Consider the following 26,534-nt stretch of genomic DNA (forward strand, 5'->3'; position numbering starts at 1 on the left):
CAACCGGTGGTTGAAACCACCGGCTATAGGATTTATCCCCTCCGGGGAATGTTGGTTTGATTTTCAATTAACACCGTTTTGTCTGGTTATCAAGTCGTCAGATTGTCGTAGTCCCGTTTTTTCGCTTTCCTTCTGATTTCCCCCGGGGTTTTGCCTGTCCAGCTGCGGTAGGCGCGGGTGAAGCTTGCCTGATCGCCAAAGCCCAGTTTGTACGCAATTTCGTGTAACGGCATGGGAGTGTCCTGCAGGTACAAGTCTGCGTAGCTTTGTCTGATTTCGTTGCTAATTTCCCGAAATGATGTCCCTTCTTCCGAAAGTTGCTGGCGTAAGTACCGCGAACTCATGTTTAATAAAAGCGCACTGCGTTCGATGCTGGCATGGCGCGGTGATTTCATGATGTGTTCGCGAACTTTGGCGGCCAGATTGCTGGCTTTCTCTGAACTGGATTGAGTCGGGGTTGCGTTTTTCAAATGGTTGCTTTCGGCCAGCGAATAAACCACCTTCAGTTTTTCACATTGTTCTGAATGTTTCACTTGCGGCAGCGTAACTTGATTGGTTTCTGAACCAAAATGCCATTGCGTGCCTTGTGCAAGCGAGCTCCACTCCGTTGTGTCCAGCGTTGTTTTGAAATCGCAGTCAAAACGAATGCTGCCGCAAATATTATTCGCGACGGTGTGAATACTCCCCATATAGATTTTGGCCATAAAAGCGCGGGCCGGGCCTATTTCCCAAGTGTCATGCAGGCGGATGACGACATCACGCCCACTTCTCAGTACTTCCATATCCAGCAGTGGTAAACAGACGCGTATGTGCTTTACCACCGTTTCAATGAGCTGAACTTGATCTTCCCGGCTCAACAGCATATAGCCAAAAAGCCCATGGGCACCTAAATCAAGCTGTTGACCGAATTCGAACGCCGCTTTTTCGTCGCTTAGCAGCCACTGCGCCGTTTCCAAAATCGGAATAACCTGATTCATGGATAAAAAGGCATCGGGGTTTTCCAGCAAGTCCCGGGGAACGGGGCAATGGGCACGGATAACCTCGGGTGAGATTTGTTTGGATTTCAGGAACTTGAAAAACCGATACGCATACCGTGTGGATATGAGTGGTACGTCATACGTGAGTGCTTCCGGCATAGCGATTTACCTTGGTTGCTCTGTGTTAATTATTGTTTTCTTTAGACTAACAAATGTAAGTCTTGTGTTTTGTGGCCGGTTTTACATTCATGCTTTGATTGCGGTCACAGTTTGCAACGGATGAGGGAGGTGGTTCCGCTAATGTCAAAACGAGTTCCGGTAATGACAAGCTGAAGTTAGAGTAAAGGCTCTATAAGTTATTGTTTTTATGGTTCATTTGTACAAATAAATAGGCGGGATTTGTACCTTTTTTGGGCTTGTTTATCGATGTATTTTGCATGTTTGCTGCACCGTATTCATGCCCTTAGGGCGTTGATTTGAGGCACACCATACTGTTAGTTAGAACAAAGTGTAACACGTGTTAGTTTGTCACGTTTTGGGTTTGGCTATTTTTGGCAAAAAATTTGATGAACCTCTCAAAAACTAGAGGCCGGTTTCACAGCCGCCGGATTTAACAAAAAATGTTCCTTTTTCAACAATGACTCTTTCCTCAAATACCCGCTTAATAGCCCCCACTGCAGCCCGTTAAGCACATGGCTTGGTCACCAGAGCGTAGCGCAAGTGAATACGTTTTGAATGATGCTGCGGTATCTAATAAGCGCCTGATAAAAATCAAAAAGAGCATCCGTAAGACACTTAGAGGACTACACATGAAAACAATAAAATTCAAGATGAATCCGATTCGCTCAGCCATGCTGGGTGCTGCAATGATTGCAGCAAACAATGTTGCAATGGCTGCGCCTGTGAGCAAAACACTGGAAATGGTGTGTCCTTTCCCGCTCATTGGTGATCAAACTATCATTGCCCAGATCAGCGCTGATTTCCCGGAAGAGGTTGTACTGGCGGATAATCCGGTTGTGCCACCCATTTTGATTGACACCATCACGACTGTGCCGGATAAAGCGCGACAAGGTCTCGCTTTCGTTGGTGCGACTACGATTACTGGCACCGCGACCAGCATAAATACCATTCATACTGTGTCAGAAGATATTCCAAATATCACAGAGCTGACAATTGAATCCACCACAGTACCAATGGATGAAACGGGCCCGTTTGATGTGCCAGCGGATGGTATGACGCCTGAAGTTGCGTTCAATGAATCTCACATTGGTACCGCTTACATTACTGTAGATGATTTGGTCTTGAACCTCGTCAACCTGAAAGAAGATGGTACGCAAGCACCTGCGCCAATTGGTGAGTTTGAATCTGACTGCACCATTGTAGAAGGTCAGGATACCACCTTGACCAGCTTCGAAGTGGTGGGTGATATTGTTGTAGAAGACCCTGCAGACATTGATGTTGATGTTGCTTCGGTGGACTTCGGTACCTTGCAATTGGGTCAAACCGCAACAGAAACTGTTACCATTACCAATACCGGTGATCTGGATCTGGGTATCAATTCCATCTCTATCGCTGGCGCAGATGCTTCCGCGTTTGTTGAAACCAATGCCTGTACCACCATCGCGGGTGGCGCAAGTTGCGCAGTTGACGTGACTTACACTGCATCTGAAGAAGGTAGCCAGGCGGCGAACCTGGTTATCGCGTCAACAGATAGCGACGAACCGACTGTTACAGTAGCGCTGACAGGCACCGGACAAGTTGAACTCAAGCCTGAAATCGAAGTTGTTGGGTCAGTCGATTTCGGTACCATCATTGAAGGCACCACCAAAACAGAAACCATCACCATTGAAAACACGGGCGGAGCAGCCCTGACCATTTCCAGTGTTGAAGTAACCGGTTCTGAGTTTGTGGAAGTCGGAAGTGATTGTGCGACTGTACCGGCTGGATCAAGCTGTGCTGTTGATGTGATGTATGCTGCTGTCTTAGGAGCCAGCACGGGTACTTTGACTATTCTATCCGATGATGAGGACGAAGGTACCACGACAGTTGCCTTGACAGGTGTCGGTGAGGAAGAGGACATTGAGCCACCTTGCTGTGATATCGAAATCTCTCTGAATGTTGAAGGAGGCTCGTACATTGCTGCTAGCGACGCCACTCTGCCATTACAGGGTGATATCGTGAGCCTGTTGAACTTGAGCACGGGACTGTTCACGGGTGATTTGTTGCTTGCGCCAACTCAAGGTAAATTTGACATCATTCAGGGCTGGAGCAAATACCAGGCAACGGCTCACGTCGAGTTTGAATCTGTTGGTATTACCGAAGGTAGCTTGATTGATGGCAAACTTGTCGCGACTTCTCAAGCCTACGTGAAACTGCCTAAAGTGACCAAAACACTGTTCGGTTTCATTGACTGGCCAATCGGTGGTGGCGCGAACTGTCGTACCAGCGAGCCGGTAACCTTCAATGTCAGCTCTCCGGATGGCGAGCCCTTCGACCCAATTTTGGGTGGCCGTGTGGTTGGAACTTATGAATTGCCACCACTTGAGAACTGTGGTCTGTTGACCTCCATCCTGAACCTCAAAATGGCGGGCCCTGGCAACACAATTGATCTGATAATGACGCCGATTCTGGACTAATTTTCAGATTCGCTTTTCAGCAGTATCCCTGCGTTAAGCATTAGGCCAGCTATCTCCTGGCTTTACGTTCACGCTTGCCTTCGGGCAAGCGTTTTTTTTTGGTATATATACTCATTCTATTTCAGCTTTAATCAATATTGGGAATGGTAAAATAGAACGTAGCACCTGCGTTTTCTTGCCCGATAGCCCAGATTTTACCGCCATGACGCTCAACAATGCGTTTCACGGTCGAAAGACCAATGCCGGTTCCCTCAAACTGACTTTCCGGGTGAAGGCGTTTAAAGCTTTCGAACAGCTTTTCGGATTGGGTCATATTGAATCCCGCACCGTTGTCCCTGATAAAAAATACCTGCTCCCCATCTTCGTGCTCGTCCGCCAAGCCAAACTCAATTCGGGCATGTTGTACTTTTCCGGTATATTTCCAGGCATTATTGAGCAGGTTCTCAATGGCTGAACGCATCATTCTCTGATCGGCATAAACTGCACAATCCGGGCAAACCTGAGTTGATACATGCCGGTCAGGATCTTGTTCCTGAAGATCATGTAACGTTCTCGTGACCAACTCACTCAGGTTGAGATGCTCTTTTTTGAGTTCGTTTCGTTGTACTCGAGAGAGGGCCAGCAGGCCATCAATAATCTGGGTAAGTTTGTCACTGCCTTTAATGATGCGCTCTATAAGGTGTCTGGCCTGGTCGTCCAGTTCAAACTCATGATCTTCCAGTAGAATATTGGCAAAACCTTTCATGGTGCGCACTGGGGCACGCAAGTCATGGGATACGCTGTGGCTGAATGCGCTCAATTCCTGATTGGCGGCATAGAGTTCCTCATTGGCAGCAGCAAGTTCCTGAGTGCGTTCCATAACCTTGGCTTCAAGATCCCGGTTGAGTTTGGTGACCTCCGAGAAGAGTGCCGCATTTTCCATGGCGATGGCGGCCTGGGCTAGCAGGAGCTCTGTGGTATCCAGTCGGGATTGGGTAAAGGCGTTGGTCGTGAGCCGGTTTTCGAGATAGAGCACGCCCTGCAGTTGATCCCGAAGCAGAATGGGTAAACACAGTACCGATTTTGCATCGCTCCTGTTTGGCGGGACTATTCTGTTTTGATATTCAGATTTCTCGAAGTCATTTATCAACATTGCTGTTTTCTGGCGCAGCGTAGCCCAAATCAGGGGGGTCTCGATTGGGTAGGCAAAATCAACTATTGGTTGCGGGGTGAAGGCTTCGTTCCCATCGTGATCCAGATCAACCCAGGCGTTTACGCTCATCGTCGTTGAATCATTCTCCTCACCGGACACTCGGATGAGTGCGCCCCGTTGGGCTCCGGCGTTTTCCAACAGAATCCCCATTACTTTTGTGATGAGCACATCCAACGACAATTCACTGGCAATTGATCGGGCAGACTGCATGATTGCAATCAGATCGATGCCTTCCTGGGAAATTCCGCCGCTGTTGAATTCTCCTGACGAACCTTCCTGTTTTTGACGTGTGTTCAGGTTTTGTATTGGTAATAAAAGGTTTTCATAGCGCCGGGCCAAATTTTGTACCCTGATTTCACACCCCCACAGCGCAAAAAGTTGTTGTGCTCGCTGTAAAAAGGGTTTTGCGACCAGTTTTCGCCCCAAACTTAACCAATATTCGCCGTAGCGCTGATTGGCATAGGCTTCAAATTGAATAAAACCATTTTCTGCTGCATCCGTGATTGCGAGTTCATAGAAATCCATGATCTGCTCGTCAGGGCAGGTGTTTGTGAGGGACCATTCAGCTTGCAATAAATATAATTTGTGCCGGAAGTTTTCCGGGCAGTATTCGCACAGCTGCTCAAACATTTTGAGCGTTTTCGAAACGCGCTGATCCATAGCGGATATCGTAATGATTTGCCCGGCTTGAGGTTCACCATCAAGATTCGTTTCCGGAGCGATTGCGTTGTTCGTATTAACGGGTTTGACCTTCGTGCGCTGTTTGTGGTGACAGATTATCAACGCACTGAGAAAATCCTGCTCGAGCACCGAGATATAGCCTGCCATGCGTTCCGCGCTTGTATCCGCAATGTTTATGGCAATCAACGCGGCGTCGATATCGCCTTGCCAGAAGGCCTGTTGCAGTTGTAAGTGATGGATAAAACCCAATAAAGTGGAATTCTGGATCAGTTGCCATTCTTTGGCATCAAAGGCGGATTCTGTCAGTAAATTTGCGTTGCCCTGTGCAGATAATATGGTGATCAAACGGGCATAATAGCTCCCTGCAGAGACTCTCATCTGCAGCTTGTCTTTCAGCAGAAACAGGGTATTGAAGTGCGGTTCCAGCGCGTTGAAGGGCGTACCCTGAGAAAACCGTGAAATGAGCGAGTTCGAGTAGCCTGCAAAAACGCCGCGGATCAGGTCACCGTACTCATATCCCGTCTGATGCGCGTTCATCAGCACTGAAATGGCTTCCTGAAGCGGGTGGTAACAGTGCCAGTTCTGCGCTCCCAGGCAATTGTAAATCATGGGGATATCCGGACAGTCAGGGGTGCCATGGCAGATCGCCATGACTTTTTCTGCGACAGTGCGCGCCTCTTGGTGATCACCACGCCGGGAGAGAAGTACACTGTAAAAAGCCAGTAATACTATCCCGCGAACGGTGATTTGCTCTTGAAATGCGATTTGAGCGCCTTTCAGGCAGCAGTAGCGTAGCAGTGATTGTCGCCCCGAAACCTGGGCTGCCACACCGAGTTGGGCAAATAATCGGAATATCAGATTTAATCTTGGGTTTTCCTCTTCCCTGCATACGACCAGGTGTTCTATTTTTTTGTTCACAACGGGGCGCACGTCCCGGTACAAACGCTCGATGTACTGGTCGTCGATCTCGTCAACCCCGGGCACGGTCTGGTCACAATGTCGAAGTCCATCTATACCTTTCTCGAGTAGTTTATCGATCATTTCGAATGTTGATGTGAGTGCGTTGGTAACGACCGAGCAGCAGACCCGGGCTTTATTGATCCGGTTTGAGGTCATGTGTTCAAGGTCTGTGGCGAGACTGAGTGCTTTCTCCCTTTTGCCATTCATGAATAACATATCCAGCTCCATGAGTTGAAGCTGAAACTGTAAGGTTTCAGGTTGGTTTGTTGTGCGGTGCAGCTGCTGATTGCCCGCCTGAGCATAAGTGAGCGCAGCGGACCAGACACTTGCGTCTTTTGCCAGTAAGCTGGCCTGCATATTTAATTCAGCCAGTTCCAGAAAATCGGGCTCTGAACTCAGCAGTGACTGTGCCTGATTGAGGTGTTCTACAACTTCGTACAATTGACTGGCTGGGATATCGGTTATTCCCGTTGATTTTTGTGGCCCGGATTTTTTTGTCATATCGAGCAGAACGCGGCCGATGGCCAGATGCAACTGCAGCTGTTTGGGCTTGGCAATTGATTCGTAAGCCGCTTGCAGCATCCGGTCATGGAGAAAGCGGCAATGTGGCAGCAAGGGGGATATCTGTGTCTGATAAAGCCGGTTCTCATCATAGTTGAGATCACCTTGTACCTGCTCTGAAATACTGCCCAGGGACCATTCACCCCCTTCCTGAAGCAGTAAACCGGCTTTTAGTGCGGGCCAGAGTTCCCGGGTAATGTCGGCGATGGAGCGTTGAGCTAATCGGGCGAGAATGTCCAGATCAAATCGGCTCCCCAAACAAGACGCCATCTGGAGCAATTCACGGGTGACCTTGGGTAGATGCGTCATTTTGTGCAGCATTAAATCCACAACGTTGTCGGTCACCACCGTATTCCTGATCGCCTCGAGATCCCAGTCCCAGCGTTGTTTGCGCAAGTTAAAGCGGAGTTCTCCATCGTGGTAAAGGCTACGTAAAAACTCATTGATAAAAAATGGATTTCCAGCGGTTTTTCGATAGACCAGGTCGGCTAATGGGCTCACGGTGACCGAACTCAAGTGCAGGGTATCTTCGAGCATTTTGACGATATGACCGGGAGGGAGTGGTGCCAGACAGAGCCGGGTGCAGGGATTCTTGTTCTGCTCAATTTGCGTTAAGGTCAGAGTGGTCGGATGGCTCTGGTCCACTTCGTTGTCACGGTAGGCGACGATAACCATTAACTTGGTGGTGTCATGGTGTTGGGTTCGATTGGGTTGCAATAGCTCTGGCAACAAGCTCAGCGTGCCGCGGTCTGCCCATTGTAAATCATCGATGAAAAGCACCAGTGGCTGAGCCATCGCAATAAACTGCACCAGTCGACTTACCGTGGTTTTCAACCGCACTTCACTCTGCACCGGAACCAGCTCAGGTATCTCGGGCAGGTTATCTTCCAGTACATGGCGGAGCTCGCCCATAAACTCGATCATCAGTCGGGCTGTATTGCCTAAATGAAGGGTCAGTTTGCGTTTGAGTTGTTCCAGTGCGTTATCACTTTTGGTCAACTGCTGTTGCAACCACTGCTGCAACGCCTGTTTCAGGGCCGAGTAGGGAATGTTTTTCTGGAATTGGTCAAATTTGCCACTGATAAATAAACCATCGTGTTCTGCAATGGGTTTGTGAATTTCATGTATCAATGCAGATTTACCGATACCGGCATTGCCCGTTACGACGAGTAGTTGGGGCGTACCCTCGGTTGCTTCAGTAAACGTGGACAGTAGCCGGCTGATTTCATCCTGTCTGCCGTAAAGGATCTGGGGTATATGCAAGTGATCCGAGATGTCAGTCTGACCTAACGGGAAGGAGGGGATCACCGATCCTGATTCGAGCGACCGCAAACAATTCTCAAGATCATGACGCAAACCCCAGGCGCTTTGATACCGATCTTCGGCATTCTTGGCGAGCAGTTTGTCGATTATCGCGGATACCAATGGCGGCACATCGTTCCGGATTTTAGTGACGGGGGTGATGGGGCGCGCGATGTGTGCGTATACCCAGCTCATTGCATTGTCCGCCGTGTAAGGCAGTGTGCCGGTCAGCAATTGATACAGGATTACACCGAGTGAATAGAAGTCGGTCCGGTAGTCCAGTGCCCGGTTCATGCGTCCGGTTTGTTCCGGCGAGATATAGGCCAGTATGCCTTCCAGTTTGTCCGGTGCGGCGAGAGACGGCTGCTCCCGTGTCAATAAGGATGCTAGCCCGAAATCGATGATTTGAAGCTGAAAGTCTTTCGCGTTTTCCTGATCGGGGGTGACAATGATATTGCCGGGGTGTAAATCTTTGTGGATGACTTGTGCATGGTGTATCTCCCCAAGTCCATCTGCCAGTTGGATCGCCAGTGTCAGAAACGGAATAACCGGCAGTTGTTTATTTTCAAAGCCGGCTGCATATTGGTGTAGATCAATCCCGTTAATATCCTCCATCGCCATCGTGGGGCCATGGCCATCATCAATCCAGCGGATGGGCTTAATCACATTGGCATGATTGAATTTGCTCAAAACATCATAGCTGAAAGCAAATCGGGCGAGCTGGTTGTTGTTTACCGCATCGACGGTGAGGTGCTTCAAAATTACCGTTTCATGGGTTTTACGATCTTCCGCCCGTACCACGATGGTATTGGCGTTGCTGTAGAGGGTTTTGAGAATGTGGTAGTCAGCGATTTGAAGTGCCAAAGGAGGGCTCCGTTCTGATGACCGCTCAGTTGTATTGTTTATAGTTGAGTATAGACATTGGCTGTTCACCTTCCATTTTTCACTGTGGCCGTTGTGCACTGTTGGCAACTGATTTTTTTGTATTAAATTAACGGTTTCTTCAGTTTCGGTTCAGGTTAATAAGGTATAGTAGACGGAATATCCTGAATACGCTGGAGACACTTCATGATCAATCGAATGCTATCTATGGCACTCCCTATGGCACTCTGCTCTTTAATTCTGGGTGGATGTGCGACGACGACAAATCTGGATCCGGAGAACGAGGTCCATTACGATGCCAGTTATGATTTCTCGGACAAGAAAAAAATTGTCGAGAAACTGGTTACACCTCTAATCACGCAAAATAATATCCCGCCTCAATCCGAAAAGCCGATTTTGATCGTTTACCCCATCGTTAACGAGACATCGGAGCACATCAGCACGGGTGGAATATCCGATGATATCCGAATGAAATTGCTGAATTCCGGTAAGTTTCGTCTTATCAGTGAAAGACAGCGTGAGAATATCCAGAAAGAAACCCAGTATCAGCAGAAAGGTTATGTAAATCCGGCTCAACGTATTGCCATGGGCAAGCAGTTGGGGGCGGAATATATGATCAGTGGTACCCTTCGTTCAATTCGTAAAAAAGAGCCTCGGCAATGGCGCTTGTCGAAGTCAGAACGGATCTACTACAGCCTTGACCTGAGCGTGACGGATCTGGAGACGGGCGAGCTTATCTATGCGGATCAAGCGGAGATTGCCCGTGAAGCATCTCGACCGTTCATTGGATGGTAAACCAAGACGTTATTTTTCCATGATTCCGCTACCCATGCTGCTACCGCGATTGCACCCAGGAGTACTGTTTGCCATTCTGGCTTTGATACTCTCCGGGTGCTCCAGCCTATCTTTGCAAAAGGCCAGACAACTACACAGTAACGGCCAATGGTTGGCCGCCGCTGATGCTTTGGAGCAGTGTGAAAGTGAGAGCCGCGATGACCGTTTATTGTGCCTTCTGGACAGCGGCACGGTGCTCTACGATGCTGGAAAGTATCAGGAGAGTACCCGGGTGTTTTTGGCTGCAGATGCCTTTATCCGGGAGCAGGATTACCTCAGTATAAGCCAGCAAACACTGGCCTCTGTAGTAAACGACTATGCGATTGTTTATCAGGGGGAGTATTCTGAGCAGCTCTGGCTCCATACCTATCTGATGATGGGGTTCCTGCAATTGCATGATTACGAAGCAGCGCGGGTCGAGGCGAAGCGGGCATTGGAGGTGTTGGATGAAAATCCTGACCCTCTGCAACAGGCGAGATACTCCCGTGCTTTAATCGCACTCTGTTTTGAACTCTTCAATCAATTCGACGATGCGCGTATTGAGTATGAAAAAATAAAGAACGTCGACCCGGATGTAAGTATTCCATCACCCACAGACTTCACCAAAGAAGGGGAGTTGGTCTTGCTGCTATCGCTCGGTCAAGGACCCAGAAAGTCGGCTTTGGAATTCGTGGCTCCGCCATCCATCAAGATTTCAATCCCCGAGTATCAGCCTGTTACACCTTATCGGGAGCCCGATGTGGTCGTTCTTGAGCACTCAGGTGCGCAGATCTACCCGTTTTCAACCGATACTCTGGCGCTCTCACGGGCGTCGCTTAAAGCCCGTATGCCCGGTATTATTGCGCGCCAAACGGCTCGTGTGGCTGGCAAGGAATCCCTGGCGGAATCCATCGGTGATCAAAATGAATTGTTGGAGATTCTGGTGCGCATCCTGTTTTTTGCGACCGAACATGCCGATACTCGTTCCTGGCTAACCCTGCCTGCAGGCTTTCATCTTGTTCGAATTTCGCTATTGCCTGGTGCCTACGATATCCGTATGAATTTGCCCGGCGCAACGTTCGCTTCAGGCTATTCATTGCCTAATGTCGAGATTCGCGCCGGGGAACGCATCTTCAAATCCATTCGATTCTAGGGTCACACGGGTTCTCGACGGAGTATCGCGCTCATGACTTCTGTGTCGATATTGCCTCCGGTGAGAATAACTCCCACCTTTTGGCCCTGCAGTTGTGCTTTCTCCTGAAGCGCGGCGGCCAGGGCTGCTGCGCCTGCACCTTCGGCAACATTGTGGGTGCAGGCAAAATAAAGTCGAATGGCCTGGGCAACTTCTTCGTCTGTCACCGCAACCATGTGATCCACACCTCGTGAATAAATCGCAAAGGCCTCCGGGATCGGGGCGCGCACGGCCATGCCATCTGCGAAGGTATGTGCTGATTTGGTTTCAATCAATTGGCCCGCTTCAAATGACTGTTTTGCAGCATCTGCTTCAGTCGAAACCACACCAACGATCCGGGTTTTCAAGTTGAGTATATCCCGGGTTTGTACCAGACCGCATACTCCGGATCCACAGCCTATAGGCACATAGACCACGTCCAGATCCCGGACGGCATTAAATAACTCCAGTGCGTAGGTGGCAACGCCGACCACAATTTCACTGTGATAGGGGGGAACCATCACCAGATTGGCAGCACTCGCCCGGTTCATGGCTTCCTGTTTGGCTGCATCGAAATCTGACCCGTGTTCGATGAGGTTGGCACCAAAGGCCTGCATCGCATCGTTTTTCTCCCGGGCATTCCCATGGGGAACGACAATATGTGCTTCCAGACCGAAGGCTTTTGCTGCCCGCGCCTGACTTTGGCCATGGTTGCCTCGTGTAGCGGTGATAATGCCTCGACAGTCCGGTTCGGTTTGGCTTAACCAATTCATAAAGGTAATACCGCCACGTATTTTAAATGCCCCGGTGGCGGTGTGATTTTCATGTTTTACCCAGAGTGTTGTCCCGAGATACCCGGATAGCTGCGGCCATTCATATTGGGGAGTAGGTGGCATGTGTTGGTAAACGAGAGCTGCAGCCTGTTTCAGCGTTTCCAGAGAAAATGAAGATGTAGAAAACAAAGACATAGTCACCCACCTTTGAAGAATTAGTTATGTTGAAAGTATAGAAGTAAGTTGTCCGGTTATATCTAACGTTTTTACCTCCGGCAACGGCAGATGGCTCTGGCAATCCTGATTGTGCCCTCTATACTGAATGAAATCTAATCAATCCGGAGGGTAATCGATCAACTTCAGGCACTCCTGTTCTGCCGACTTGCGGTAACGGCAATCCCCGAAAAAAGCAGTATTTAACCTACGAATATGTTTGCTTACTTTACAGGGAATACCATTTAATGAATAAAAATAACGATCTAATCCGCTGTATCCTGTTTCTCGTTTTTATTTTTTCAAATAGCCAGGTGTCTGCCGGGTCGGTGCAGATTAATGGTATCGAGTTGTATTACGAAATTCATGGTTCCGGTACACCCTTGGTTCTGCTGCATGGCGGTTACGACGATTCGGACATGTGGCAGGTTGAAACCTGGATTCTCGCCGCACACTATCAGGTAATTGAAATTGATAGCCGTGGCCACGGACGCAGCACCGATAGTGATGCCCCGATTACCTATGAATTGATGGCGGATGATACGCTCAAACTATTAGATCATTTGAATATTGCCAATGCCCATTTTGTAGGATGGAGTGATGGTGCAGTTATCGCCAGCTATATTGCTGCAAATCAGCCTCAACGGGTTAATCAACTGGTGTTGTTTGGTGCGGCTTATCAGCAGGACGCCTATATAGAGTTGTTTGATTTTGTTTTGTCCAATAAAGGTGTATTTGATCTGTTTGTCGACAATACCTTTGGCCTGAAATACCGTGCAACCAGTCCTACACCAGGGTACTGGCCGATCTTCAGGGATAAACTGTACACATTGTGGCGTTCTCCCTGCTACTTTGCGGAGGCTGCACAGGGGCACTGTCTGGAATCATTGCAGCGCATTTCCGCCCCCACACTGGTTGTGGCCGGGGAGCTGGAGATAATCAAGGCATCCCATACTCAGGCAATTGCGCAGAGTATACCGGGGGCGTCGTTGAAAACAGTGGCTTTCGCTGGGCATTTTCTACCCAAATTTCGACCTGTTACCTCAGCCAATATTGTGATGAACTTTTTGCATTAATTCACACTGAACAGCGCTGTGGTCAATACCGCTGGTCGAATGGGCCATTGTCTCTCTGCTCGGGTTCAGGCACAAATAGGTATCAGGCTCATTAAATAAAAACTCAAAAGCAGAGAGACTCAAGATGCAAAAATATCTGGAAGCCACATCGTTCTTTGATTTTGATAAACCCGCGGTGCAACAGTGGGCTGACAAGCAGCTGCACGACTGTGACACGCATCCGGTTGCGATTGCCCAGTGTTTATATCTCGCTTGCCGGGATCAGATTCGCTACAACCCGTATACCGCGAAACGAGACCGCGCAGCAATGTCAGCGAGCTATTTGCTGGATTCCGGTGAGTCTTACTGTATTCCTAAAGCCGTGTTATTGGGAGCCGTCGCCCGATACAAGGGCATCCCCTCTCGCCTTGGCTTTGCCAATGTCAGGAACCATCTGTCGAGCCCTAAATTGATCGAGTGGCTGGGTACCGATGTATTTCACATGCACGGTTACACCGAATTGTACCTGACGGATCGCTGGGTCAAAGCGACACCGGCATTTGATGCGCGTTTATGCCGTTTTATGAAGGTGGAGCCTTTGCCTTTTGATGGTGTGCATGATTCGGTGTTTCAGGAATATACAGCTGATGGTTTGGCTCACATGGAATATCTTGCTGACCATGGCCTCTTTGCCGATCTGCCGTTTGACTTTATCTGGAATGATTTGGAGCGGGCCTATCCTCATTTGTTTTCCGGAAATCAGAACCCGTTGCCACAGCGAAGTCTGGAGTTGGATTTGAGTGATTCCGAGCCTTAATTATCGGCTCAGCTCCAGTTTTGAAATGACGAGTGCTTCGAGCGTAGGATTGCCAGCAACAAAAAGCACAATCCGAATAATCTGATCACGCTGCAAAATCCGCCCATTCGGACTTTGTAAACCTGCTATACCAATGCATTGATCCCGCGGTGTCGTATTGATATCAATGTAGGCGTGGAACCGGGATGAATAATCCATTGCACCTTGGTCATCGATACGGATGTGCAAGCGGGCAGGCGCCGAGCCGCTGGCTTCGATACACAGTTCGCTGTAGTTTTCGAAATTCACGCCCGGATTATTAAACGTTATCCCGGTCCAGCCACTGACGTTCAGTTGCACCGATAATTGATTTTGACCTGTATTGTTGTTCTTTTCGTTGCTTTTTATCACCGCCAACATTTCATATTTATTGGCTTCCCAGAGCTGCTGTTCATAAGGTGCTGAAAAATTCGCGAGTATCGGCAGTCGTGATTGCAATTCATGCCAGCGGTGGAGGTGAATCGCTAATGGTGTGAATGCAAGACCGAACATTACAAAGAAAATGATCAGCTTGTACTGACGTCCGATTCCCGGGTGATGCCAGGTTGCTCCAATCGTGATACCAAAAGCACCCAGGATCAAGTCTTCAAAACTCGGAATGCGTCCTGTCTGGCTTTGTACCAGTTCGACTGCAGTGATCATGCCGAGACTGATCAACACACTCAGGCTCTGGTACAGGTGTTGAGTATGGCGCCACCGTCGTAAAAGGCTTGCGATAAAGTGGTACACCAACCATGCCCCGGGGACATGAAGTAGATTCATTAGCGGAATAATCAAATAATTCAACCGGTGCTCCGGTAAAGGGGCAAATGCAAGCGTAGCGGTGATTAACAACAGGGTTACGCTTGATACGTCGTATTTGAGTGATTTACCCAGATTTTGCAGTGCGATTGAATTGAACATACCGGTTACTCTGTGCCGAAGATTTCCCGATGGGGTTTGCAGAAATCATTCCCGGTGCCCAGATCCATAATGGTGTTCGATTTCTCCTTTTTAAGTTCACTTTTTGCAATTTGAAATGCAAATTGCGAAATACCTCGTTTATGCCTCTGATTCAAGCCATTTCGCTCTGGCCTGAGCTTTGCAACAGATCAGGTTGGTGGTGAATGAAATCAAAGCTGGGTCAAGTTAGTTGATGAGGGTAAAACGATGACCAAAAAAGCGGTTGTTTTATTTTTAGATAGTCGGGGAATGGGGGGAATCGAGACTCATGTGCGAAATCTGGCTGCGGCGCTCTGCCGGAATAATTTTGAAGTTCGCGTGCTGTTGTGGCGCCGTTACGGGAAACATCCGTTGGAGGCTGAGCTGGGCGGGATGGGTATCACACTGGAGTCGTGTGATGGGCGCATCGGTAAGTTGTTACAGCAACTGAAATCGGGCGAGCACACACCAGGCGCTAAAACGCCGGTACTTCATAGTCATGGTTACAAAGCAAATTTGATCGGGCGCTTTCTCCGTTTGATTCGGGGGATTCATGTTGTCAGTACTTATCATAATGGTGACCTGGGCTCGGGGCGATTGCGGCTCTACACCGCATTGGATTGTATGAGTGGCATATTGTCACGGAACATTGCTGTCAGTGCGGAGATTCAGGCCCGTATTTGGGGAACCAAAAAACATATTCCCAACTTCGTAACGGTGCCGGAACGCAGTGCGTGGCAGGGTATGAAACGTTCAATCGGCTTTGTGGGGCGGCTGGAGCCGGTCAAGCGACCGGACCGGTTTATCCAGCTGGCGCGCCAGCTTCCGAACTGGACCTTTCACCTTTTTGGCGATGGTGGGATGCGTGCCGAATTAAGTGCCGAAGCGGCACCCAATGTGGTTTTCTGGGGGCAGGTGAACGCTATGGATGCTCACTGGCAGCGCCTGGATTTACTCGTTATCTGTTCCGATGCTGAAGGTCTACCCCTGGCAGCTCTGGAGTCAATGTCTGTAGGGGTACCGGTTGTTGCTCGGCCATTAGGCGATTTACCTGTCTTGATCGAGCACGGGGTTAACGGGTATCTCGCGGACTCACTGGCTGACTTTGAATCCGTAATTCAACAATGGCAGCGTCTTTCGTTATCTGCAAAGACACAAATTTCCCGCAGGGCAATAAGCCGGGTGCGGGAGCATTATTCCGAGCAAACCTGTGTTGAGCAAATCAGTGCGCTCTATGCATAGATTTATGGAGGTTTACGATGATTGATCTGTTCCAATGTAGTCCTGAAACCGGCCGAAGTTTATCGGTCGTGACGGAGCGCCCTGATTTTCCGGTATTACTCGTAGATGATGATGTCGTGTTCCGGGAATTAGCCTTGTTATTCTTGCAGGAGGAAGGGTACGTTGTTGAGGCCGTTGCGGATGCCTATGAGGCGCAAATCCGGATTCAGGAAAGGCATTATCCACTGATTCTCTGCGACTGGATGATGCCTGAAATGAATGGTCTCGAGCTCTGCTCGCGCTTGCGGCGTTGTTCCGAGCCTTATCATTACATCATTCTCCTAACCAGTAAAAATGATGAGGATGAAATTGTTACCGGACTGAATGCCGGTGCTGATGATTATATTGTGAAAGGCGGTCGTAAATCAGAATTACTGGCCCGACTGGATTGTGGTGTTCGAATATTAATTCAGCAGCGCCTGTTGGAACAACAGAAACAGGAAATTTTACAGCAGGCGCAACGGGACCCCCTCACCGGTGCTTATAATCGCGGCTATTTGACGCAAACACTGGTCTGCGAACTTAAACGTGCCCAACGTTACCAATTGCCCACCAGTGTGCTTCTGGCGGATATCGACTTCTTTAAATCGGTCAATGACCGTTACGGTCACCTGGGGGGAGATGAAGCGTTGAAAGCATTTCTACAGGTGTTGTTACAGAACATTCGCGTGAATATTGACTGGGTGTGTCGATATGGCGGTGAAGAATTTGTGATTGTACTCCCGAACACAGAACACAAGCAGGCATTGTTGGTAGCGGAAAAGTTGAGAGCTGCGGTGCGGGCGATGACCATTCAGTTCGAAAATACAACAATCCAGCTTACCGCCAGTTTTGGCTTGGCCACTTACCCTGATGATTTAACGTGTAATAAATCGGATGATGTGTCTTGCGATCAATCCGATCTTGACGAATCACCACTTGATAACCTGTTGAAACTGGCAGACGACCGTCTCTATCGCAGTAAACAAAATGGCCGGAATAAAGTTACAGGCCGTTAATCCGACCGGGTGATGTTTTTACACACCCGGTATTTATTCCCCGATATTCGAGCTACTGAGCCTGTTTGTGTCTGAGCAACTGTTCCGGTAGCATGAGTATCGCTTTTACCATTTCCTTGAAGTAGCGTTCACAAGGCTGTTGCATAAATGCCTTGCACGAGTATAAAAACTTGCCCCACTGGTTTTGTCTGCTGTCACAGTACTCTGCTTTTGCCACGGAAATACGAGCCTGGGCAATACGTTTTACATGATGATTCTGAGTCGCTGCATGGTTAACGTGCCGTGCTGTGATGCTCTCCATCGCAGCTATCCGGTTTTTGATATTACTGGACACCGATCCGGAGCGCATCAAATAGAGCATGGTTTTTTCCATCGTGAACCCGACATCACCCAGTGCTGCAAGCTTGAGCCATAAATCCCAGTCACTGGCTGATTTTAACGCCGTATCGAAGCCCCCTACAGCCAGGAATGCACTTCTTGCCACGAGGGTTGTGGAGGTGCCGACCACATTTTCGCTAAACAGTTGTGCCAGGGCATTTGTCAGTATTTGGTAACCCTGAAGTTCGACGCTCTCCAACCGGTTGGTTTTTCTGAATAACGGCCAGTAATCAAAGCATCCGATGATGGCATCACCGGTATCTTCTTTGATATGTTCGTAATCGGTAAAACTCAGCACCACATCCGGATTGTTTTTGTGAAAGCGCATTTGCTGCTCCAGCTTCCCCGGTAACCAGACATCATCCGCATCGAGAAAGGCGAGATAACGTCCCCGGGCAATTTGCGCCGCTGTGTTTCGTGCGCCTCCTGGACCTAATTTATTTTCATAGAGAACGGTAAGGCATTCCAGTTGTTCTTCTTTCTCGCTCAACCACGTTTTTGAGCCATCAGTAGAGCCGTCATCGACAACGATAATTTCGTATTCGTTATAGCTTTGTTGCAAGATACTGTTCAGCCAGGCCTCCAGGTAAGGAAGGCAATTGAAATTCGGTGTAATAATACTCAGTTCCGGTACAGATTTTGGCATGGCGCACCTCGTTTTTGTGATTCGATATTTAAGACGGTTCCCGTTTCCCGCTGATCTGAAAACAGGAGGTTGGTTGAAATTGGGTTGTGTTGTTTTCCGGGGTCTCTGTTTTGGTTCTGCAGTGCGAATCCAGGTAGTAATTTAATCCGATGGTCAGCGCCATAAGGATATACAGTGGCCAGATAAAACCCTGAGTCAGAAATGTTCCGGAGATGCAAAACCCGGCAAGACCCGACTGCAGGGCGTTGCCCATAACACATACACTGGGCGGGAGTCCGGGGTTTAACCTGATGCGTTGATTGTTCTTTCGGGTGAATTGAAAAGTGCTGTACACCAAAATGATAAAGATGATCAGTCCCAGGAAACCGGATTCGGCGAGCACCTGGAACCACGTACTGTGCACAGCATGATTTTTGCCGTCCCAGTGGGGGCTGTGGAAATAGTAATTGGCGTAAAAATTATTGATACCCACTCCGGTGAGCGGGTGGTGGGTCGCCATACTGATAGCAGCTTGCCAGGCATAAATTCGACCCATTGCGGATTCATCAATACCCTCTTCCGCAGCGCCACCGGACTTGCGCTCGGAAAGGCCCGCCAAGGCACCAAGGATCGCCAGCGCCAGTACCCCGGCCGCGATGACCAGTGCTTTTCGTTTAGTCGATTGCCAGGCTAACAGTCCCGTGACCGTCGTCATCCCGAGTAGACCGCCACGGCTTTGTGTACATAGAATAGCCCAGGCGATGATGCCGTAGCCGAGTACTGCAAAAAGCCTCAAGTATCCGGGGCTGCGCTTACTGAACAGCATTCCGGCTGCGAAACTGAGTGGAAACGTGAGCACCAGGGCAAGATCATTCGGATCACCAATCATCGAACCGATATTGCGACCGATGGTTACCCGTGTACCCTCCACCAGTCCAATGCCGTTTAACTTGTTGGTGATCGCGATGCTACCAATGACACAGCCCGCCAGGATGATCAGCATGCTGCAGCGATGGAAGTCTTTGGGGGTTCGGATTAACCAGGCAATCGCACAAACCATGATCGCGATCTTTGAAAAGGTGCCAGTGATCGCGCCGATTGCCGCCCCCCGGTCGGTGGCAAAAACTGCACCCAAACAAATCAACAGAAAGAACAGACTGAACAGGGTTAACAATTTGGACCAGTACAAGCTGATGGTGTTCGCGATGAAAATGTGCCATCCCAACACCGCGAAGGAGGCCAGTGCCAGTAGCTGAGGTATTTTGAAGGGCATGAGTACCGGAATCGCTTCGTGTATCCGGAAAAATGAAAAAATAATAAACCCCAGACAAACCCAAACCGGATTGCGAAATACTGCAATGGCAATGGGAACCAGCACGGGTATCGCGATTCCGAACAAGGGATTGGGCAGGGTCGACATGATGCCCCCCAACACAATAGATGCGAACCCGGCGAGACTGACTTGTTGCAGTTTGATATTCCCCGTCATATTGGATTTACCGCCATGCGGGGTGAGGGGCCGACCGAAAGCAGCCCGGCTTTATAGATTAAAGCCAGGGTTAGCCCTGCGGTCAGGCCAACGCTGAACAGTGCGGCAGAAAAGTCCAGCCGGGATGCGAATCCGAGGCCAAGAGCACAGAGCAAGGCACTCCCGAAAATTGTGCCGTAACGGTATGGCAGGTGTAGCCGCTTCTGGCTCGCTCGGACAAAGAGAATCGTTCTGCCAAGGTACACCGCAACAAATCCATAGACCAATCCGGGTAGCGAAAACAGGTAGATTGCAATACTAAACGTCCCCAATGCGAGTATCGAGGTTACTGCATTGAGTTTGAACACGATGGTTGGGGATGTATTGGTATAGCATCCGGTATTCAGCAAGTGTGAGCATTGCTTTAAGGCCATGGCAAAACAGAGCATGGGCAACAGGTTTGCTGCCGGATGGAATTCTGCTGGCAGCCAGAGCTGGACAACATGAGGTGTAATCCAGCCAAATATGAGTGCAGACAGGAACGAAAAGCAACAGCCGAGTGAGGCCAGGTTGCCATTGCAGATTCGACCGTTTGCCTGCTGTAGCAATTCAAATCGTTTCGGAAACCACCACATCGCGAAGGGCTCCAGTGCCAATGGAACCAGTGCAGCAAACTGGATAGCAACAGCGTAAAGAGCGAGAGATTGAGTATCGGTGAGAGCGGCCAATATCCATTTTTCCGCACCAAATGTCAGGAATACCAGTAAACCTGAAGCGATAATCGGGGTACTGTATTTCAGCAGTTCGAGTGCGCTTTGTAACCAAAAGCCTTGTGCCGTTTGTGTGGTAGATAAAACTGGCTTGACGATTATTTTTGGTAGAACGAAACGGTTCAGCGCAATTACCAGGAACATTGAGGAGAACAGGCCGCTGAGCAGGACTCCGTCAATACCTGCGCCCAATTCCAGCAACACGAATGTGGTTGCCGCCTGGAACGCGGCTTTGCCTGAGGTGAGCCAGAAAAACAGGCTGGCTTGCTCCTGGAGTCGCAACCAGGCGAGTGGTAGCGCTGTAGCTGCGGTCACGACAAGAACTGCGCTGGCAAGGAGCCATTGGGTGTCAGTTATGTTTCCGGGCAGCCATTCAGGGGCATAATCCTTTAGCGCAAAGCAAAGCAGAAAGCCCAGTATACAAGCCATGATCTGCACTCGATAAGCGACGCCTGCTACCGCTGCTTTTCGTTCTACTGTCTTGCTGCTGCCGACGAAACGATACATCGCCTCTGTGAGACCCAGGCCGAGTAGTATGCCGCCAACGCTGAGCCAGGTGAGCAGAATATCCAGGCTACCGAATGACTCAGTGCCAAGATAGCCAGTGGTGATGGGCAAGATCAGAAAAGCACTGCCTTTCATCACCAGAAGCCCGGCGGCATAGTAGGCAGTCTGCTTTAAAACGCTTTGATTTTCGGTCAATTTCATCGCTAAACCCATCAATTTCTGGCTGTTTTTTTGAGTTAAGGTGTTTAAAAAACGACGTTGTTAGATACAGCGTTCAATGGCCCCCGACAGGATTTTGCATTGATGTAATGCGCTGTAGTGGTTCTCAATCCGGGCTCTGGCCGACTCTGTAAGTTTTTGCCTCTGCGGCTGGGACATCGCCATCATTTTGAGAATGGCCTCCCCCAGTGCGACCTTGTTCCTGGGCGGGACCAGTATGCCGGTCTCCGTGTTTCCCTGAAGATTCGAGCCGAGGATATCCGGACAACCCATGAACGCCGTGGTAATCACAGGCAGACCGATTGCCATAGCTTCTTTCAACACCAACGGCCCGGTATCCCGATCGCCGTTGCTGGCTTCGTGAAACGGTGCGAGCAGTGCCACATAGGACGCGCCATAGCGACTGATCCATTGGCTGTCTTTGGCACCCAGAAACGCAACTGACTCGTGTAGATTTAAACTCAGTTGCAGTTGCTCCAGTTGTGTTTTCATTGCGCCTTCCCCGACAATATCCAGTTGAGGGCGCGCTTCCCGGGGTAGACCAGCAAGTGCTTCAAACAAATAAGTCAGGCCCTTTTTTTCAGTCAACCTGCCGATAAAAAGTAAACGACCATTGTGCTGCTGAGTGGCACGGTAAGGGAATCGGTGAAGTTCGAGACCGCATTGCACCAATTCTGTTGTTCCTGCGTGGTTCAGGCGAAGGAAATCCTGTTGCATTTGTTTGCACACGGCGACAGAAAAATTTGCAGCTCGCAATTTCAGTGCAAGATCTGCGGGGGTGGCGTAGATATCAAAACCATGACCAACAAATGAAACCGGAATTTTGAGCAACTTTGCCGCGGTAATGGCCGCCGCGGCGGTATGCAGGGCAAAATGTGCATGCAGGTGATTACACCCGGTGCGCTCGGCAATGTAAGCGATTTTGGCACTGAGTAGCAGGAGCGATTTGGCGGGAATGCTTTTCTGTGCTCGCGCGAAGCTCACGGCATCGGCACATTGCGATAACTTTCGGACAAAGCTTGCCATCGCTTTAGCCCGGCCGATGTTTTCCAGGTAGTGGGTCTCACTTGCGATACTCTGGTCATAGGGTTGGGCCGCCGAGTTCGGCCGAGTGATTGAAATGGGTACGACCTCATGCCCCAGCAAACCCATGGAGCGCATTTCTGTCCCAATGAAGGTCTCTGACAAGACCGGAAATCCGGATAAAACGTAGCCAATTTTTTTCATGCGATAGCCCTGCTGTTGTCTTTGCAATGAGGGGGCGTTTTATCCAGCAGCGCAAACCACACGGCGCAGAACCCCATAGTCTGGTGATAATTGGGACTGGCCATTAACGTCTGAGTGGCTTTTACCTGATCCTGCCCGGAGATGCCTAAAAAGCTCAGGGCACTGTGTAAAACACTCGGGCCGAGAGTCTTCGCCCAGGGGCCATATTCAAACATCGGCAGGTTTGCTTTCCCCCAGCGAGGCGTTAAACCCAGTCGACTGATCAAACCCGGATACCGGGCTGAGAAACTCAAACCCCGATTCAACGGGGCATTGGTTTTGTCCCAATCGATGCCTGCAAGACGAGGGGATAAGCGATTGATGGCACGCAGGTGAAATCCGCTGCCCAAGTGGTATCGAACGGGCAGGTTGATCAGCTGTTTAAGCACATCGCCGTCCAGAAAGGGGTGGCTGCGATCATAGTGTTGATCCAGTGCAAGCTGGCCGTTCACGACCATGCGGGGTAACCGGTAGCGCAAATAGAACAGGTTGAGACAGTTTGCGACCGAAAGATCCAGGTTAAAACAGTTATCGATTGCTCGATCCCTTACTGACCCAAGCTGCTCCGCAATACCAGGAAGTGCTGCGACCAACGGTGCTGCTGTTTTGGCATACTCTTCGAAGACATAGCGTCTTCCCCGGGCATTTAGCTGTTTGCGAAAAGCGGGAATGGCAAGTACAGACATTCCGGGTACCCCGCGGTCAAAATAGAATGCCCGGAAGGTTTCAGCTCCGGTGCCCGTCAACAGGGTTCGACCAGCGGACTGTTCAAGTAAACTGCGATCCAGTAGCGAATGGGCATGATGCACTGCGAGCTCACCACCACCTAAATCGGCAATGCGCTGGATGGTATCCCATGTCAGGTGTCCGCAGGAATTTGAGTCCTTGGTTTGTTGGGATCTGAAGATGGGAAACTTGCAGGATCGGGCAAGTTCATTAGCAATGCGCACATCTGCACTTTTCGGGTGGCCGTATGATAAACCGATCGCTTTGTTACCAGTACATTGCAAAGCGGCAAGTATGAGCCGTGAATCCAGGCCACCAGAAAGGGAAATCAAGGGGGCGCTGCTGGCGTTAGCCGACTTTTTTACGGCCTCGACGATCGCGTCCAATGCTGAGTCGAATGAACTGGTTTGATGTCGAAACAAGTCGTCGCTCGGGGTGGTGCGGGACGTGAGTACACCAAAGGTATTGATACTGATTAGTGTTCCCGGGGCATGATGCTGTGCGCCAGCCAGACCACTTTGGTTATCCAGAAGTTGTCCATAAGCGAGTAATTGTCCCAGGGCGTCCGGATTTAACGATAATTCCGTAGCGCCACTTGATCGGATTTGTTGTGCACTGCTGCCGAGCAAATAGCGCCCTTTTTGCCAGAGCGAGATAATCGGAAACAACCCCAGGCGGTCGAGTGCCGCATCAATGCGGTTGTCAATTTCATGATAGACCAGCCAGGAGCGACCAAAATAACTCTTGTAGGTGTTTAGCCGGATGTTTTTAACGATCTGTTGGTCCTGATCCTGTTGTGCTGGATCCCCCCAAATATAAATTTTCATATTGGCAATGGCATACGTCCTTGCTGATCCCTCATTTCCCGCAGGGCGTACCTTCCCGATAAACGCCGAGGCTTTTGCTTCCATTCCCTGTTTAGCCATCCTGGATTGAAATTGAAACTCGAAAAATGCTGTAGCCATAAGATGCTTCCCCAGAGCTGCTGATCGATCAGTTTTTTACCTTACTGAAGGGCAGAGCAGCTTTTGTGCCGATCTTGGTTTGATATTTTTTATTTAATTAAAACAGTTGCTTATAAATTTTCCGTCGCAGGGTGCGCGGGTTTATCAAGATTGAGGAGGCCGTGATTCCCGTTTTGCAAATCATTTCGCAATCCAAGCGCGCCAATGGTGTGCTGTTTTTAGTCTAAGTGTTTGTAAATAAACATAATTGTAGAGTTGGAATGCAATGTGTATTCAGGGAGTAACGGTTTCTGATAATGAATTTAGTCAGTCCTGCAGGGGGAGGGTTCAGTATGAGTGTAGTAAGTGGTTCGTTGCTGTGGCGTAAATGGATAAAAGAAAGCGATAACGCCATTGCTGGCAGTATTCGAAAAATTTATCGGGGGCTTGTCCAGATCCAGTGTCCCTTGATTCGTGTGGTTCACCATCCTTTGTATGTTGTACATCTGGCGCTTTCGGCACTGATCAGACAGTGGTGCAATTTCTGGTACTGGACGCCCTTGTTCAAATCGCGATTAAACTCCGCACCAAAGGTGCTGCATCTTTACTCCGGTATGCCGCAAGTCATGGGGGCTCTGGAACTTCACATTGATGAGGGGGCTCGAATTTCAGGGCACTCCAGCTTCTTCGGTCGCTCGGTGAGTGGGCGAATACCGACTCTGACAATAGGGCGAAATGTAGATGTCGGTTGGCAAACCACAATCGCGGTGGGGACGCGAGTGCAACTGGATAATGATGTTCGCATTGCCGGTAAATGCTATCTCGCCGGGTTTCCAGGCCATCCGATTAATCCGGAACCCCGGCGTCTTGGCCTTCCGGAAACGGATGACCAGGTCGGTGACATTGTGCTTGAAGAAAATGTCTGGCTGGCCACCGGCGTGACGGTATTGCCGGGAGTTCGAATTGGTCGCAATTCGATTATCGGTACCAATAGTGTGGTTACCCGGAATATTCCAGCCAATGTTATTGCTGCCGGGTCACCAGCACGAGTCATTCGTCAGATTTGATTTGCAGATACTAGTTTACGAGAGGAATTTCAGCATGACCATGCTCGTTGTTTTTGGAGAGGATTGGGGGCGTCATCCAAGCAGTACCCAGCACCTTATCAGCATCCTGCGTAATGATTACGATGTGCTTTGGGTTAATTCGATTGGTCTGAGACGCCCAAAGTTTCGCTTAGCTGACTTTATTCGTGTTGTGCAGAAAATCGCATACTCCATGGGAAAACAAGGCCTAAGCAAAGCTTGTACAGTCCGCGGTGAAGATAAACAAAGCGACCACCGAAATCGTTTTACGATTGTTCAACCTCTGGTGTTGCCATTTTTCAGTGTCGGTATTTGTCGCCTTTTAAACGGTTTGCTCCTGCAACATAGGCTCCGGAAGTATCTACCATCGGAGCAAAAAGTAGTGCTTTGGTTATCGTTACCTTCCGCAGTGGACGTCGTCGGCAAGTTGGGGGAAAGTCATGTTGTGTATTACTGTGGCGATGATTTTTCCGCATTGGCCGGGGTGGACCATAACCCCATAAGCAGTATGGAGCAAGAACTCCTGGCGAAAGCCGACACGGTGCTGGTCGCCAGCGAAGCGTTGCGAAAAAAGTTCGCGCCACGGTATAGCGTAGTTATTCCCCATGGCGTGGACGTGAGTCTGTTCAAGCCTGGTCTCCGGTTGCCGGAGGATCTACCGAAAGGGAAACCGATTGCAGGCTTTTACGGTGCCCTGGCCGACTGGATCGACGTTGAGTTACTGACCAAGGTTGCCCGTGACTGCCAGTCGTGGAATTTTGTTTTGATTGGCCCAGTCAGCACAGACATTGCACCACTTGCTGCCTTGGATAATGTCACGATTTTGGGGGCCAAGCGTCATCAGGATTTACCGGCCTATGTCAGTGGCTGGCAGGTTTCATTGTTGCCCTTCAGGTCGTGCCCGCAGATAAAGGCCTGTAATCCTCTCAAACTTAGAGAATATCTTGCGGTGGGCAAGCCGGTTATTGCAACTGATTTTCCCGCACTGGATGGTTATCGAGACTGTGTGAACATTGTCGACAGCGCTGAATCGTTTGTGACAGCTCTGCGTGAAATCAATGCCCGTGAATATGCACCTGATTGTGCCCCGCAACATCGAAAAAATGTAATGACCCGTCGAACCCGGGTGCTCTCCGAAAGCTGGCTGATGCGTGCGCATGAGGTTCAGCGGTTGTTACCGGAATCCCGTTTGGGTCCAGATCCTGTTGAAACCGGTTCAATGGGGCTGTCTGACCAGGCTTAATGGCTTTGAGTCTAAGTGGATGAGAAGGAGC

The 26,534-nt window shown here is 49.6% G+C and carries 18 protein-coding genes; 9 read left to right on the forward strand and 9 right to left on the reverse strand.

Going from position 1 to position 26,534, the window contains the following annotated elements; genetic code table 11:
- Positions 1 to 89: 89 nt before the first annotated feature.
- On the reverse strand, positions 90 to 1,136 hold the full coding sequence (locus OLMES_RS05505; RefSeq protein ID WP_087460337.1) for an AraC family transcriptional regulator: 1,047 nt from the start codon (positions 1,134 to 1,136) through the stop codon (positions 90 to 92).
- A gap of 650 nt (positions 1,137 to 1,786) precedes the next feature.
- Here OLMES_RS05505 and OLMES_RS05510 point away from each other — a divergent pair.
- On the forward strand, positions 1,787 to 3,613 hold the full coding sequence (locus tag OLMES_RS05510) for a choice-of-anchor D domain-containing protein (RefSeq protein WP_232465267.1): 1,827 nt from the start codon (positions 1,787 to 1,789) through the stop codon (positions 3,611 to 3,613).
- Positions 3,614 to 3,740: 127 nt separating this feature from the next.
- Here OLMES_RS05510 and OLMES_RS05515 read toward each other — a convergent pair whose 3' ends face one another.
- The gene (locus OLMES_RS05515; protein WP_157678161.1) at positions 3,741 to 9,173 is read right to left on the reverse strand and encodes an AAA family ATPase; all 5,433 of its coding nucleotides are present in this window, start codon (positions 9,171 to 9,173) and stop codon (positions 3,741 to 3,743) included.
- A gap of 204 nt (positions 9,174 to 9,377) precedes the next feature.
- On the opposite strand from OLMES_RS05515, the gene OLMES_RS05520 reads away from it, so the two are divergent.
- Both OLMES_RS05520 and OLMES_RS05525 read left to right on the forward strand, forming a co-directional pair.
- Entirely contained in the window at positions 9,378 to 9,986 is a 609-nt protein-coding gene (locus tag OLMES_RS05520; protein WP_087460339.1) for a penicillin-binding protein activator LpoB, read from the forward strand.
- A complete protein-coding gene (locus tag OLMES_RS05525; RefSeq protein ID WP_157678163.1) occupies positions 9,955 to 11,157 on the forward strand; it encodes a hypothetical protein in 1,203 nt (400 codons plus the stop codon). Before OLMES_RS05520 ends, OLMES_RS05525 begins: the two co-directional genes overlap by 32 nt.
- Before the next feature lie 2 nt (positions 11,158 to 11,159).
- Here the strand turns inward: OLMES_RS05525 and OLMES_RS05530 are convergent, their stop codons facing one another.
- The gene (locus OLMES_RS05530) at positions 11,160 to 12,143 is read right to left on the reverse strand and encodes a threonine dehydratase (protein ID WP_087460341.1); all 984 of its coding nucleotides are present in this window, start codon (positions 12,141 to 12,143) and stop codon (positions 11,160 to 11,162) included.
- A gap of 266 nt (positions 12,144 to 12,409) precedes the next feature.
- Between OLMES_RS05530 and OLMES_RS05535 the strand changes: the two genes are divergently transcribed.
- Positions 12,410 to 13,237, forward strand: coding sequence for an alpha/beta fold hydrolase (locus tag OLMES_RS05535; RefSeq protein ID WP_087460342.1), 828 nt, complete (start codon positions 12,410 to 12,412; stop codon positions 13,235 to 13,237).
- Between the two features lie 124 nt (positions 13,238 to 13,361).
- Entirely contained in the window at positions 13,362 to 14,033 is a 672-nt protein-coding gene (locus OLMES_RS05540) for a transglutaminase-like domain-containing protein (RefSeq protein WP_087460343.1), read from the forward strand.
- On the opposite strand, the gene OLMES_RS05545 is transcribed toward OLMES_RS05540, so the two are convergent.
- The gene (locus OLMES_RS05545) at positions 14,034 to 14,975 is read right to left on the reverse strand and encodes a hypothetical protein (RefSeq protein WP_087460344.1); all 942 of its coding nucleotides are present in this window, start codon (positions 14,973 to 14,975) and stop codon (positions 14,034 to 14,036) included.
- 246 nt (positions 14,976 to 15,221) lie between these two features.
- Here OLMES_RS05545 and OLMES_RS05550 point away from each other — a divergent pair, with 246 nt between their 5' ends.
- A complete protein-coding gene (locus OLMES_RS05550) occupies positions 15,222 to 16,235 on the forward strand; it encodes a glycosyltransferase family 4 protein (protein ID WP_087460345.1) in 1,014 nt (337 codons plus the stop codon).
- Between the two features lie 17 nt (positions 16,236 to 16,252).
- Positions 16,253 to 17,272 (forward strand): diguanylate cyclase, encoded by a 1,020-nt coding sequence (locus OLMES_RS05555; RefSeq protein ID WP_087460346.1) that lies wholly within the window; start codon positions 16,253 to 16,255, stop codon positions 17,270 to 17,272.
- Between the two features lie 52 nt (positions 17,273 to 17,324).
- On the opposite strand, the gene OLMES_RS05560 is transcribed toward OLMES_RS05555, so the two are convergent.
- Genes OLMES_RS05560 through OLMES_RS05580 form a run of 5 tightly spaced genes read right to left on the reverse strand, consistent with a single transcriptional unit; the run spans position 17,325 to position 24,196 of the window.
- Entirely contained in the window at positions 17,325 to 18,296 is a 972-nt protein-coding gene (locus OLMES_RS05560) for a glycosyltransferase family A protein (RefSeq protein ID WP_087460347.1), read from the reverse strand.
- 28 nt (positions 18,297 to 18,324) lie between these two features.
- Entirely contained in the window at positions 18,325 to 19,764 is a 1,440-nt protein-coding gene (locus tag OLMES_RS05565) for an O-antigen ligase family protein (RefSeq protein WP_087460348.1), read from the reverse strand.
- The gene (locus OLMES_RS05570; RefSeq protein ID WP_157678165.1) at positions 19,761 to 21,221 is read right to left on the reverse strand and encodes a lipopolysaccharide biosynthesis protein; all 1,461 of its coding nucleotides are present in this window, start codon (positions 21,219 to 21,221) and stop codon (positions 19,761 to 19,763) included. Before OLMES_RS05570 ends, OLMES_RS05565 begins: the two co-directional genes overlap by 4 nt.
- A gap of 60 nt (positions 21,222 to 21,281) precedes the next feature.
- Positions 21,282 to 22,466: a glycosyltransferase gene (locus tag OLMES_RS05575; protein ID WP_087460350.1), complete on the reverse strand. Its 1,185-nt coding sequence runs from the start codon at positions 22,464 to 22,466 to the stop codon at positions 21,282 to 21,284.
- A complete protein-coding gene (locus tag OLMES_RS05580) occupies positions 22,463 to 24,196 on the reverse strand; it encodes an asparagine synthetase B family protein (RefSeq protein ID WP_087460351.1) in 1,734 nt (577 codons plus the stop codon). Before OLMES_RS05580 ends, OLMES_RS05575 begins: the two co-directional genes overlap by 4 nt.
- 332 nt (positions 24,197 to 24,528) lie before the next feature.
- Between OLMES_RS05580 and OLMES_RS05585 the strand changes: the two genes are divergently transcribed.
- Both OLMES_RS05585 and OLMES_RS05590 read left to right on the forward strand, forming a co-directional pair.
- The gene (locus tag OLMES_RS05585) at positions 24,529 to 25,242 is read left to right on the forward strand and encodes an acyltransferase (protein WP_157678167.1); all 714 of its coding nucleotides are present in this window, start codon (positions 24,529 to 24,531) and stop codon (positions 25,240 to 25,242) included.
- Positions 25,243 to 25,276: 34 nt separating this feature from the next.
- Positions 25,277 to 26,503, forward strand: coding sequence for a glycosyltransferase (locus OLMES_RS05590; RefSeq protein ID WP_232465268.1), 1,227 nt, complete (start codon positions 25,277 to 25,279; stop codon positions 26,501 to 26,503).
- Positions 26,504 to 26,534: the final 31 nt, after the last annotated feature.

It is taken from the genome of Oleiphilus messinensis, from assembly GCF_002162375.1.
Lineage (GTDB): Bacteria > Pseudomonadota > Gammaproteobacteria > Pseudomonadales > Oleiphilaceae > Oleiphilus > Oleiphilus messinensis.